The sequence below is a fragment of the Pseudomonas sp. CGJS7 genome (assembly GCF_036961695.1).
This window is the reverse complement of record NZ_JBAMDI010000031.1, coordinates 79,558-92,386: the sequence shown is the minus strand read 5'-3', so window position 1 is coordinate 92,386 and position 12,829 is coordinate 79,558. Positions and strand designations below refer to the sequence as shown.

The window sequence follows — 12,829 nt, the reverse complement described above, 5'->3', positions numbered from 1 at the left end:
TCAGCTCGTCATTCCCGCCTGCGCGGGAATGACGGGAGTGAAGAACGCGGCGAAGTCGCCGATCAATCGTCAACCGGCGCGCCGTGCAAGTAATCCAGCGCCACCTGCAACATCGCCTTGGTCCCCACCTCCAACGACCCTTCGTCGAGCACGAAATTCGGCGAATGGTTGATCGGCGCCTTGGCCGCGTCGCTGCCCTGGGCGGTGGAGCCGACGAAGAAGTAAAAACCCGGCACGGTGTTGGCGAACTGCGAGAAATCCTCGGCCACCGTCACCAGCCCGGACTCGACCACATTGGCCTCGCCGGCCGCGCGCCGCAGCGAGGGCAGCGCGCGCCGGGTCAGGGCGGGGTCGTTGATGGTGGCCGGCGCGTTGTTGACCACCTGCAACTCGGCGCTGGCGCCGGCGGCGTGGGCGTAGTCCTCGGCGGTGCGGCGCAAGCGGGCGATGGTGTCCTCGCGCACCGCCGCGTCGAAGGTGCGCAAGGTGCCGACCAGTTTGGCTTCGTCGGGAATGATGTTGAAGCGCACGCCGCTGTTGAACTGGCCCGCGGTCAGCACCACCGGGGTCGCGGCGATGTTGATCTGGCGCGCGATCAGGCTCTGGCTGGCGAGCAGGATCTGGGCGCCGACGGTGATCGGGTCGACCCCGTCCCACGGCCGCGAACCGTGGGTCTGTTTGCCGCGCACGGTCAGGCTCCATTCGTCGGCGCTGGCCAGCATCGGGCCGCTGCGGTAGCCGATCTGGCCGACGTTGAGCCCGGCCCACACGTGCAGCCCGAACACCGCCTCGGGTTTGAAATCCTTGAACACGCCCTGATCGAGCATCAGCTTGGCGCCGAACGGCTCGCCCGCGACCGGCGGGCCTTCCTCGGCCGGCTGGAACACGAACATCACCTCGCCCGGCAGCCGGTCCTTCTGCGCGGCCAGCGCGGTGGCCACGCCGAGCAGGATCGCCACGTGCGCGTCGTGGCCGCAGGCGTGCATCACCCCGACCGGTTGGCCGCGGTAATCGGCGGTGACCTTGGACGCGAACGGCAACCCGGCCGGTTCGGTCACCGGCAGCGCGTCCATGTCGGCGCGGATGGCGATGCGCGGCCCGGGACGGCCGCCCTTGAGCACCGCGGTGACGCCGGTGTGGGCGATGCCGGTGCGCGGTTGCAGGCCGAGTTTGCGCAACTGATCGGCGACCAGCTTGGCCGTGCGCACTTCGTGCTGGCCCAGTTCGGGGTGCTGGTGGATATCGCGGCGCCAGGCCACGACCTGGGTTTGCACCGCTTGCGCGGCCTGGGCGATCTGCGCGGCGTCGCCGGCCTGGGCGCGCGCGCCGGTGGAATACAACGCGGCCACCGCGCAAGCCAGCGCCGACAGCGTTATCGGCAGACGATCGAACCCGGACATCGCGCGCTCCACACTCGAAGAAGGCCCCGATGCTAAGCGCTATCGCCGCGCGACGATATCGCCGTGCGGCATGCGCCGATGCGAATCGCGGCGGCGGCTCAGATGTCGTGCACGTGCGCGGGCAGCGGCGCCAGCGGCGAGCCGAGTCCCAGCGCGGCGTACAGCCGCTCGGTCAAACGCTCGCGCGGGTTGGCGCGGCCGCGGCGCCAACGCCAGCGCGACCACAGGTAGGGCAGCACGATCGCGGCGAGCATGGCCAGGAACAGCAGCGCGAAAAACCCGCCGCGTTCCGCCGCGCGGCCGGTTTCGGCCGGGTCCGCGCCGAACACGAAGTAACACAGGACCGTCCCCAACAAGGCCGCCGCCGCGCCGACCGCGCCGCGCAGGCGATAGCTGCGCCCGGTGTAGCCGGTCAGCGCCTGCGGCGCGGACGCCAGCATCCGGAACGCGCCATGGGCGATGTACAGCCGGCCGTCTTCGAGGTTGCGCAGCGCGTAGACCAGGTTGACGTCGGGTTCTTCCCGCGCCGGCAGCCACACCTCGACCCGGTCGCCCATCGCCAGGAACGGCACCGCATAACCGGGGCCGTGCAGGGCGCGCAGGCTCAGATAGCGGCCGCACAGCGCGAACCGGTAATCGTCGATCAGCAGCATGCCGGTGCCCTCGCCGTGCAGGTCCTGGCTTGCGTGCGGCATCGGCAGGCGACCGTGCAGGCATTGCAAGGCCACCGCGTCGTCGCCGCCGGCCCAGGTTTCCACCCGCTCGGCGTCGGCCAAATCGGCGGCATGTGCGGCGGCCGCCGCGGTGGCCCGGCGCAGCGATCGATCGCGCAGCCGCCGGGACCACAGCCGGTGCTGTTTGCGCACCGCGCCGATGGCGTCGATCAATCGCTGTTCGGATTCGGCCAAGACCTCGCGCCGCCGCCACTGCCGCCACCACTTCGCCGCGTGCGTGCCCAGCATCCAGGCGATCACCGCGGAGCCGGACAACGCGAGCAACAGCAGCAACATCCAGCCCTTGCCCAGGTACGCGCGCGGCAGCGTCACCGCCGACCAGATCAGCCACAGCGCCAACACCGGCAGCCAGCGCATCGCCTGGGCGAAGGCGTGCTGGCGCTCGAACCGGGACGGCGTCGGAACCAGTCCGGCGCTGCCGGCGGCGACCGCCCAATGCAACTGGCGACGCCCGTCGGCCGCGACCAACACGCCGATTCGTGCCGGCAGTCCGAAGCGCGCCATGCGTTGCAGCGCGAACACGCCGTGTACGGCGTTGAAGGCGCCTTCGATGCGGCCATGCAGTTCGCGTCCGCCGACCCAGGCGATGAAGCGTCCGTCGGACGCGGCGGTCATGCGCAATCGTTCGATCGGGCCGTGCAGCTGTTCGAAGCGGTCGGACGAAGGCTGGAACATGCGGGCGCATCCTGCGCTGGCGAGCGCCGGAGTGCTTTCCGGCGGCGGTGAAGGGACGGGGTCGAGTCGGTCGACAGCGGCATGCTCGCCAACCCGGCCGCGTGCGTCAATCGCCGCAGGTCGCAGTCGCCGCCGCGCGGACCGCGGCTGCACGGACGGCGCCGCGCCGACCGCCGCATCGGCGAGCCGTGAATCCGGTCACGCGCCGCCGCCGGGGGCGCGCGCATGCTCCACGGGCCAATCCGGCACAGACCAAGGAGAAGGGTCGCTATGCGCATTTCCCGGAACAAGACGCTGTTGGCGGCGATGTTCGTGTTCGCCGCCGGGTTCGCCACGGCGTCATCGGCGCAGTTCAATCCTCGTTGCGAGGGCTGCATGGGCACCTACAACTACTGCATGGCCCAGCCCGGCGCCGAGCAGTGGGCTTGCGCGCACGAGTACAACCGCTGCGCCCAGCCGGCCGGTTGCCTGTTGATGCCGGAGCTCTGACCGCGCCTTCGCCATGGCGGGCCGAGGCGCCCGTCATGGCGATTCAAGCCCGGCCTTGCGCCAGGGCGCGCGCGGCGACCGCGTTTGCGCCCCGCACCACCCCCGACCTAAGATGAGAATAGTTATCGTTTGCGGGCCCGCGCCCGCGCGATGGCTCCGCCCGTTTCCGTCTCAGGTCGCCGCTCATGCCGTCTCGCCCCACCCCGAATCCGTCCGCGCTGACTCGCGCGATCCGCCTGGCCGCGTTCGGCCTGCCGCTGCTGTTCGCCGCCGCCGCCGCGCAGGCGGCCGAAGACGCCACCACCCTGGACAACGTGCAAGTTCGCGCGCCGATCGCCAAGCGCAGCCAGACGGTCACCAAGACCGACACGCCGCTGATCGAAGTGCCGCAGTCGGTGTCGGTGATCACCGCCCAGCAGATGCGCGACCGCGGCATCCAGGGCATCGAGGAAGCGGTGTGGTACACCGCCGGCGCGCAAGGCGGCGGTTACGGCCAGGACACCCGCAGCGACTGGTTGCTGGTGCGCGGCTTCAGCCCGGCGCGGTACATGGACGGCCTGACCCTCACCGACGGCGTGTGGACCGGCGGTACCCGGATCGAACCCTACGGCCTGGAGCGCCTGGACGTGCTCAAGGGGCCCTCGTCGGTCGCCTACGGCGCGATGCCGCCCGGCGGCCTGGTCAACATGGTCAGCAAGCGGCCGACCACCGAGGCGCTGCGCGAGGTCGAGGCCACGCTGGGCAATTACGGCCTGCGCCAGGCCGCGTTCGATTTCGGCGGGCCGCTCGGCGGCAGCGGCACCTGGTTCTACCGGCTCACCGGTCTGGCCCGCAACAGCGACAACGTCGTCGACTTCGTCAAGGACGATCGCTACTTCTTCGCCCCGGCGCTGACCTGGAAGCCGAGCGAAGACACCTCGCTGACCTTGCTCGCGCGCTGGCAGAAGGCCGACACCGCGCAGGGCGGCGGCTTCCTGCCCGCGGCCGGCACGCTGTCGCCGAATCCGAACGGCAAGATCCCGCGCAATCGCTACACCGGCGAGCCGGGCTGGAACGACTACCTCAAGACCATGAAATCGTTCGGCTACGAGTTCAGCCATCGCTTCAACAACGAAGTGACGTTCCGGCAGAACCTGCGCTACGGCAAGGTCGATGTCGATCACGACGCCGGCGTCGGCGCGTTCGGCCTGCAAGCCGATCAGCGCACGCTGACTCGCTACTACTTCCCGCTGGAAGAAAGCTCCAAATCGTTCGCGGTCGACAACAACGTCGAACTGAAATTCGATACCGGCGCGCTGAGCCACACCGTGCTGGCCGGCGTGGATTACCGCCGCTTGGAAAGCGACTACAGCTCGGCGTTCGCGTTCGGCGCGCCGTCGCTGGACATCTTCAATCCGGTGTACGGCGCGCCGATCGTCAAGCCGGCCTACACCTCGCGCGAGGACAAGGTGCAGCAGCAGCTCGGCGCGTACGTGCAGGATCAGATCAAGATCGACCGCTGGGTGATCACCGCGGCCGGCCGTCAGGACCGGGTGCGCACGCGCACCGACCGGCTGCTGGCCACGCCGGTCACGCGCGAGCGCCAGAACGACAGCAAGTTCTCCGGCCGCGTCGGCGTGAACTATCTGTTCGATTCGGGCTGGGCGCCGTATGTGTCGTGGTCGCAGTCGTTCGAGCCGACGGTGGGCGCGAACTTCGCCGGCCAGTCGTTCAAGCCGACCACCGGCGAGCAGATCGAAGCCGGATTGAAGTTCCAGCCGGCCAGCGGCCGCGCGCTGGCGACCTTGGCGGTGTATGAGATCAAGCAACAGAACACCTTGACCGTCGACCCCAACCACACCTTGTTTTCGGTGCAGCAGGGCGAAACCCGGGTGCGCGGGGCCGAGTTGGAAGGGCGCTGGAATTTCGCCAACGGTCTGAGCGTGTTCGGCGCCTACACCTACACCGATTCGGAAGTGACCCGGACCAACGATGCCGGCGCGCTGGGCAAGCAAATCGCCTTGCAGCCGCGCAATGTCGCCTCGCTCGGTGCGGATTACACCGTCGCTTACGGCGCGTTGTCGGGGTTGGGGTTCGGCGCGGGCGTGCGCTACACCGGCGAGCATTACGGCGATATCTACAACCAGTGGAAGACGCCGTCGTATACCTTGGTCGATGCTTCGGTGCGGTACGACCTGGACAACTGGCGGTTTCAGCTCAATGCCAGCAACCTGGGCGACAAGGAGTACGTCAGCGTGTGCAACAGCGCGTTGTGGTGCTACTACGGGTATCCGCGGACGGTGACGGCGACTGTGCGTTATCGGTGGTGAGGGTGATGTGCGCGCTGGTGGGTAATCCCCCGCGCCGTTGGTTTCGCGTCGGCTTCGTGCTGACGTAGGGCGCGAGCCCCCTTTTGCAAAGGGGGCTATGGGGTTCGGTGGTTTTTATAGAGACGATGGGCCGGAGCGCGAACGCGCCGGCCCATCGAGCGGCACTCAGCGTCCGACCAACGCCATGCCCACTTCGGTGTAACGCGCGCCGGCCACCGCTTCGGGGCGGAACAGCGCGTCGAGTCGGGCCAGTTCGTCGGCCGACAGCGTCACCTGCAACGCGCCGAGGTTGTCTTCCAGGTACTTGCGGCGCTTGGTGCCGGGGATCGGCACCAGGTGTTCGCCCTGCGCCAGCACCCACGCCAAAGCCAACTGCGCCGGGGTCTGGCCTTTGCCGGCCGCCAGCGCCTTGACCTGTTCGGCCAGCGCCAGGTTCTTGGCGAAGTTGTCGCCCTGGAAACGCGGCGTGCTCAGACGGAAGTCGTCGCTCTGCAATTGGTCGGCGCTGGTGATGTTGCCGGTCAGAAAGCCGCGGCCGAGCGGGCTGTAGGGGACGAAGCCGATGCCCAGGCGCTCGCAGACTTCGAACACGCCGTTGTGTTCGGGATCGCGCGTCCACAGCGAGTATTCGCTTTGCACGGCGGTGATCGGATGCACGGCGTGGGCGCGTTCCAGGGTTTCGGCCGAAGCCTCCGACAGGCCCAGGTAACGCACCTTGCCTTCGCGCACCAGTTCGGCCATCGCGCCGACGGTGTCTTCGATCGGTACCGAGGCGTCGATGCGGTGCTGGTAGTACAGATCCAGCCGATCGGTGTTCAAGCGCTTGAGGCTGCCTTCGATCGAGGCGCGCACGTACTCCGGACGGCCATTGACGCCGCGCGCCTGCGGCCGGGCCGGGTCGAACACGATGCCGAACTTGCTCGCCAGGAAGATTTGCTCGCGGCGGCCCTTCAGCGCCCGGCCCAGCAGTTCTTCGTTGGCGTAGGGGCCGTACATGTCGGCGGTGTCGAGGAAGTTCACGCCCAGTTCCAGGGCGCGGTCCAGGGTGGCCAGCGATTCGGTTTCGTCGGCCGCGCCGTAGGCGAAGCTCATGCCCATGCAGCCCAGGCCCAGGGCCGAGACGGTAGGGCCGTTGCGGCCGAGGCGGCGGGTCGGGAGCGGGGTGTTGAGGGTGCTCATGGGTGGGTCTCCTGATCGGAAGGGGGAGAGCGGATCGGCGGCGGTGGGAGAGGGCCGCGGCGCCCGGGTGGGGCGTGCTGTGCACTCTAGGGCGGGGCGATTGATCGAAAAATGGGGGCTTTACGAATGGCTTATGAAGTTTTGCTTCATAATCGGGCTGGTTGTCCTGGCTTCGGGAGCATTCATGGCCGCCTACCCTCTGCCTTCTGTGTTGGCTTTCGCCCGCGTCGCCCACTTCGGCAGCTTCACCCGCGCCGCGGCCGAGCTGGAGGTCTCGCCCTCGGCCTTGTCGCAGACCGTGCGTGGCCTGGAGACCAAGCTCGGGGTGCGCTTGCTCAACCGCACCACCCGGCAGGTCGGGCTGACCGAGCACGGCGCGCGGTTCCTGGATCAGATCGGGCCGGGGCTGGCCCAGATCGAGGCCGCCTTCGACGATCTCGACGCGGTCCGGCACCGGCCGACCGGCCGGCTGCGCATCAACGTCGGGCGCACCGCGATGAAGGTGCTGATCGAACCGCGGTTGCCGGAGTTCCTGGCGCGTTACCCGCAGCTGGAAGTGGAGCTGTTCGCCGACGACACCCTGGCCGATCTGGTCGCCGGTGGTTTCGACGCCGGCATCCGCCTGGGCGAATGCCTGGCGCGCGACATGATCGCGCTGCCGATCGGCGGCCTGCAGCGGCAGGTGATCGTGGCCACGCCGGAGTATTTCGAACGCCACCCGCCGCCGCTTTCGCCCAGCGAACTGGTCGGCCACGACTGCATCCGCCTGCGCCTGCCCGGCAGCCGGCGCTTGTACGCCTGGGAGTTCAGCCGCGACGGCCGCGATTTCGAAGTCGAAGTGCAGGGCCGGCTGATCTTCAACGACGGCGCGATGATCTTGAACGCCGCGCGCGCGGGGTTGGGGATGGGGCAGTTGTTCGAGCAGATCGCGCGCGAGGACATTCGCTCGGGGCGGTTGGTCGAGGTGTTGGCCGACTATCAACCGCCGTTTCCGGGGTTTTGCATCTACTACCCGGCGCGCAAGCAATTGCCGACCAAGTTGCGGGTGTTCGTGGAGTTCATGCGCGAGGGGATGTGAGCCCCACCGCTGTTCCCCACCGTTCCCCGGCAATCGCTATTGCTGTTCCCCCCTTTGAAAAAGGGGGGCTAGGGGGGATTTGCTTTTGCTCGCAAACGGCGACTTCTCTGCATCGCTGATTGTTGCGGCTAAGAGCAAATCCCCCCTAACCCCCCTTTTTCAAAGGGGGGAAGAGCAACAGCGGGAGGACAGCATTCGCGGTGTTCGATGAGGGGGCGCCGCGAGAGGCGGTCTCTGTGCGCCCGCACCTCGCCTTTCGCCCTACACCATGCGAGGCTGCGCTCGACCCGCCGGGAAGCCGCCATGACCGCATCGCCCGCTCCGAACCCGCCCGCCGCGCTGCAAGGCGAAGCCGCCCTGGTCCGCGCGCTGGGGCCGTTCCAGCTCGGCGCTTCGATCATCAACATCATCGTCGGCGCCGGCATCTTCATGCTGCCGGCGCTGTTGATGGGGCGGATGGGCGCGAGCGCGCCGCTGGTGTTCGTGGCCGGGGCGATCGCGATCGTGCCGATCGCGTTGTGCTTCTCGGCGATCGGCAGCCGCGCCAGCGCCACCGGCGGGCCGTACACCTTCGTCGGCGCCGCGTTCGGCCCGTTCGCGGGGTTTCTGGCCGGCGCGCTGATGTGGATCTGCAACACCTCGTCCAGCGCCGGCGTGGCCGCGGCCCTGGCCGAGCAGGCCGGCAACGCCTGGAGCGCGTTGCGCGAACCGCTGCCGCGCGCGGCGTTCATCGCCGCGACCTATGCCGTGCTGTTCGGCTTGAACGCGTTCGGGGTCAAGCTCGGCGCGCGCATGATCGTGCTGTTGGCGACGCTGAAGCTCACGCCGTTGTTCTTGCTGGCCAGCGTGGGACTGCTGTTCGTGGACTGGCAGTACGTGGGTTTCGCCCAGTTGCCGACGTGGAGCGCGCTCGGCTCATCGATGGTGCTGGTGGTGTTCGCCTACTCGGGCATGGAAACCGCGCTGGTGCCGACCGGCGAGGTGCGCGATCCCTCGCGCCATGTGCCGCGCGCGACCTTGTCGGCGATCGTGGTGGTGGTGCTGCTCTACATCGGCATCCAGATCGCCTGCCAGGGCCTGCTGGGCCCGCGCCTGGCCGACAGCAGCGCGCCGGTCGCCGACGCGGCCGGCGCGGTGTGGGCGCCCGCGCACGGCTTGCTGCTGATCACCGCCGGCGTGTCGATGGCCGGATTCCTGATGGGCAATCTGTTTTCGTCCTCGCGGCTGTTGTTCGCGCTGGGCCGCGACGGCTATCTGCCGCGAGCGTTCGGCCGGGTCGATGCGCGCTATCACGTACCGCGGGTGGCGCTGGCCGCGCACGCCGGCATCGCCCTGGCGTTGGCGTGGGTCGGCAACTTCGAAACCCTGGCGCTGATCTCCGGCGGCGCGATCTGCCTGCTGTTCGCCGCGGTGTCGGTGGCGGCCTGGCGCGCGCAGGCGCTGGACCTGCGCGGCGCGGGCGAACCGTTCCGCATGCCCGGCGGCAGCTGGCCGATGCCGTTGCTGGCGGTGGCGATCATGACCGCGATCCTGGCGACGATGACCGCCAAGCAGTGGGCGGCGATCGTGCTGTCGTTGATCGTGCTGGTGGGCGTGTACGGCTTGCTGGCGATGCGGCGGCGGGCGTAGCCGCTGCGGTCGGCGGGGCAGACGCGATTGCGCGATGGCGGCGGTTCGGACCGGCGGACGCCGGCCGCGGACACCGACTTTCGCACTCACCGCACCGCCAAACGCCTTACTCGGCCGCGTCGCGCCCGAGCCCAAACGTGTTCTTCACCCGCCGCGACCTGAGCGTGTAGGCGATCCAGAACGCACCGAACGACAGCGCGTACGCCAGCTCGATCATCATCGACCTGAGCAGGAACTGCTCCATGTCCGCCATCCGCCGAACCAGCAAGACGATGACGGCCGCCAGCGCGATCTTGGCCACCCACCAGACGATGAACGCCCGCGGGAACCAGCGCGACTTCATGAAGAACAGCACCAACGCGACCAGGTTCAGCGCCGCGAGCGCGCAGCCGGATGCGAACACGAACTGCAGCGGCGCACGCAGCGGATCGCTCAAATCGAACATCGATCCGAACGACACGCCGCCGAGCGTCAACAGCGACGCGGTCGCGCTCAGCGACATCCCCGCGCGCAGCAGCGACCAGCCGAGCACGATCGCGACCGCGATCAGCCAGCCACCCAGGCCTTTGAGACCCGCCGCGCGCGCGTTGCCCGAACCAGGCGACGTCGGCGAGGCATCGCCCGCCTGGGCCGACGCGGGCAGCGCGGAGGCGGGACGTCGGTAAGGATCTTCATCGGCCATTCTTCAAGCCTGCGCGCCTGGGAGGAACCGCTTTGCCTTCGCGGATAGTGCGGTTCACCGCATCCGCGGATGCACGAAGGTATTGCGCACGCGCCTGGACCGCAGCAGGTAAGGCGTGAGGATCAGCGCGCACAGCAGCGGGTAGGCCAGCACCCGCGCCAGATCCTTGGGATTCAACGCGGTCGCATTGGCCGCCGAGCCGAGCACGGCGATGGCGGCTTCCAGCAAGACATAGGCCACCACCAGGCCGATCAGCGTGCGCGGAAACCAGCGCGCGCGGCGGAAGAAGCCGTACAAGGCAATCAGCGAGGTCGCCGACAGCAGGCTCAGTTCGACCAGGCTCGACCAGGCGACCGCGCGCAGCATCGGCGGGGTCTCGGGGCCGGCGAGCACTTGCCAGGCCACCGGGAGCTGCGCGGCTTTGAAAAACTGCACCCAGCCCCCGCACATCATCAGCGCGGTCAGCCCCAGCCAGACGCCGACCACGATCAGCCAGCCGCCCAGGCCGGACGGTCCGGCGCGATGCTGCGCGAGCGAAGCCGGCGCGGCGCCGGTCGGCGATGGGCCGCGCGGCGCGGCTTGCGATGCGGGTGTCGATTCCTGCGGGTTCATCCGGCTTTCCTTGAATCCATTGACGCATCGGCGACAGTCGCCCCATCAAACTGCCGTCCGCGCACGATAGCCAATCTGTTGTCCGCGGTCACACCCGTTGCGCGCGCGGCATCGATGCGGCGGCAAAACCAGGCTCCGGCCGCCACGATCGAACTTGATCCTTGACCGCCGGCTGTTGCCTACTAACCCTTGCAACGCAACAGCGGGAGCCGCGCGCTTCGATCATGGCCAGCACCGCCGCCACCGACCCGGCCACCCCAGCCCCCGGCCATCCGCCGGCCGGCGCGCCGCCACCGGCTCCGCCTCCCGCCGACACCGCGCCGCCCGGACCGCCCGGACCGCCGGCCGCGCCCGCGCCGATGTCGCGCTGGCGCATCGCCGGCTTCGTCTCGGTCTCGCTGCTGCTCGGGCTGACCCAGAGCCTGGGCATGAACCTGGTCGCCTCCAATCTGCAGCAGGTGCAGGGCGCGCTCGGCGCGACCAGCGCCGAGGCCGCGTGGCTGCTGACCGCCTATTTCGCCACCAACATCCCGGCCAGCCTGTTGCTGACCAAGTTCCGCCTGCACTACGGCCTGCGCTTGTTCGCCGATCTGGGCATCGGCTTGTTCGTGATCGCGGCGGTGGTGCACTTGCTCGCCAACGACCTGGACTCGGCCATCGCCGCGCGCGCCGCGCTCGGCATCGCCGCGGCGCCGCTGAGTTCGTTGACGGTGCTGTACATGGCCGAAGTGTTCACCGGGCCGAAGAAAGTCGTCGGCCTGATGTTCGGCTTCGCCGCGTTGCAGACCGGCGCGCCGATCTCGCGGATCGTCGCCGAGAGCCTGCTGCTCAACGCGCAGTGGCACGGCATCGTGATGTTCGAGCTGGGGCTGGCCCTGGCCTGTCTGGCCGCGATCAACCTGCTGCGGGTCACCCCGGTGCCGCGGCAGAACATGTTCGACGGCTGGGACATCGCCAGCTTCCCGCTGTACGCCGCGGCGATCGCCCTGGTCACGGTGGTGCTGACCCAGGGCCGGCTGCGCTGGTGGTTCGACACGCCGTGGCTGGGCCAGTGCCTGGTCGCGGCGGTGCTGTGCGCGGGCGCGTTCGTGGTGATCGAGATGAACCGCTCCAAGCCGATGGTCAACCTGCGCTGGCTGCTGCACGGCGGCTACATGGTGCGGTTGGGCCTGGCGATCGTGCTCTCGCGCATGGTGCTGTCGGAGCAGTCGGTCGGCGCGGTCGGCCTGCTGACCGTGCTGGGGCTGCTCAACGATCAGATGCACACCCTGTTCTGGCTGGTGCTGATCGGCACCGTCGCCGGGTTCGTGGTGACCTTGCCGTTCCTGCGCAGCCAGCGCTTCGACATGCTCGGCTTGATCGCGGTGGGCATGGTCGGGGTCTGCGCCTACATCGATTCGCACGCGACCAATCTGACCCGGCCGTCGGATTACTACATCACCCAGACCTTGATCGCGATGGCGGCCTCGATGTTCCTGGCCAGCTCGATCCTGCTCGCGCTGGTGCGGGTGGTCGCCGACGGCGTGCGCAACCTGGTGACCTTCATCGTGTTGTTCAGCACCACCAACGCGCTCGGCGGCTTGCTCGGCTCGGCGGTGCTCGGCACCTACCTGGCCCAGCGCCAGACCGCGCATTACCAGCACTTGATGCAGCAACTCACCCTCGGCGATCCGCAAGTGGTGCTGCGCACCCAGCAGCTCGGCGGCGCGGTCGCGCGGGTGGTCGGCGACAGCGCCGCGCGCGCCAATCAGGGCCTGACTTCGCTCAACCAGCAGGTGGTGCGCGAATCCTGGGTGCTGGCCTACAACGACGTGTTCCTGGCGGTGGCCTGGCTGGCCGCGGTGGTGCTGGTCTGGGTGTTGCTGCTGAAGTGGCACCTGTGGCGGCGCGGTCACACCGTGGTGAGCTTCGCCTCGCAAGTGCCCGGCCCGTTCGGGCCGCCCGCCGCATCGCCGCCGCCGTCCGCGCCGCCGCCCGACCGCGACGCGCCGACGACGGACGCTGCGATCCAATCCCCGCCAACGCTTCCCGCTCGCTCCTGA

10 protein-coding genes are annotated in these 12,829 nt (G+C 69.1%); 5 read left to right on the top strand and 5 right to left on the bottom strand.

The window, feature by feature from the left end; all coding sequences use genetic code 11:
• Positions 1-62: 62 nt before the first annotated feature.
• Both V7787_RS19850 and V7787_RS19845 read right to left on the bottom strand, forming a co-directional pair.
• Positions 63-1,400 carry an amidohydrolase gene (locus V7787_RS19850; RefSeq protein WP_336089241.1) on the bottom strand — a complete coding sequence of 446 codons (1,338 nt, stop codon included), beginning with the start codon at positions 1,398-1,400 and terminating at the stop codon, positions 63-65.
• 98 nt (positions 1,401-1,498) lie between these two features.
• Positions 1,499-2,809, bottom strand: a complete 1,311-nt coding sequence (locus V7787_RS19845; protein WP_336089240.1) for a hypothetical protein — start codon at positions 2,807-2,809, stop codon at positions 1,499-1,501.
• A 270-nt stretch (positions 2,810-3,079) separates the two neighbouring features.
• Here V7787_RS19845 and V7787_RS19840 point away from each other — a divergent pair, with 270 nt between their 5' ends.
• Together V7787_RS19840 and V7787_RS19835 are read left to right on the top strand one after the other, a co-directional pair.
• Entirely contained in the window at positions 3,080-3,298 is a 219-nt protein-coding gene (locus V7787_RS19840) for a hypothetical protein (RefSeq protein ID WP_336089239.1), read from the top strand.
• Between the two features lie 185 nt (positions 3,299-3,483).
• On the top strand, positions 3,484-5,607 hold the full coding sequence (locus tag V7787_RS19835) for a TonB-dependent siderophore receptor (protein ID WP_336089238.1): 2,124 nt from the start codon (positions 3,484-3,486) through the stop codon (positions 5,605-5,607).
• A 165-nt stretch (positions 5,608-5,772) separates the two neighbouring features.
• Here the strand turns inward: V7787_RS19835 and V7787_RS19830 are convergent, their stop codons facing one another.
• On the bottom strand, positions 5,773-6,786 hold the full coding sequence (locus tag V7787_RS19830; protein WP_336089236.1) for an aldo/keto reductase: 1,014 nt from the start codon (positions 6,784-6,786) through the stop codon (positions 5,773-5,775).
• Between the two features lie 184 nt (positions 6,787-6,970).
• Between V7787_RS19830 and V7787_RS19825 the strand changes: the two genes are divergently transcribed.
• Both V7787_RS19825 and V7787_RS19820 read left to right on the top strand, forming a co-directional pair.
• On the top strand, positions 6,971-7,864 hold the full coding sequence (locus tag V7787_RS19825) for a LysR family transcriptional regulator (protein WP_336089234.1): 894 nt from the start codon (positions 6,971-6,973) through the stop codon (positions 7,862-7,864).
• A 303-nt stretch (positions 7,865-8,167) separates the two neighbouring features.
• Complete coding sequence (locus V7787_RS19820) at positions 8,168-9,493, top strand: APC family permease (protein WP_336089233.1); 1,326 nt, start codon at positions 8,168-8,170, stop codon at positions 9,491-9,493.
• 106 nt (positions 9,494-9,599) lie between these two features.
• Here V7787_RS19820 and V7787_RS19815 read toward each other — a convergent pair whose 3' ends face one another.
• Both V7787_RS19815 and V7787_RS19810 read right to left on the bottom strand, forming a co-directional pair.
• Positions 9,600-10,175: a DUF2569 family protein gene (locus V7787_RS19815; RefSeq protein ID WP_336089232.1), complete on the bottom strand. Its 576-nt coding sequence runs from the start codon at positions 10,173-10,175 to the stop codon at positions 9,600-9,602.
• 54 nt (positions 10,176-10,229) lie between these two features.
• Entirely contained in the window at positions 10,230-10,787 is a 558-nt protein-coding gene (locus tag V7787_RS19810; RefSeq protein ID WP_336089231.1) for a DUF2569 domain-containing protein, read from the bottom strand.
• A gap of 224 nt (positions 10,788-11,011) precedes the next feature.
• Here V7787_RS19810 and V7787_RS19805 point away from each other — a divergent pair, with 224 nt between their 5' ends.
• Positions 11,012-12,829: an MFS transporter gene (locus V7787_RS19805; protein ID WP_336089230.1), complete on the top strand. Its 1,818-nt coding sequence runs from the start codon at positions 11,012-11,014 to the stop codon at positions 12,827-12,829.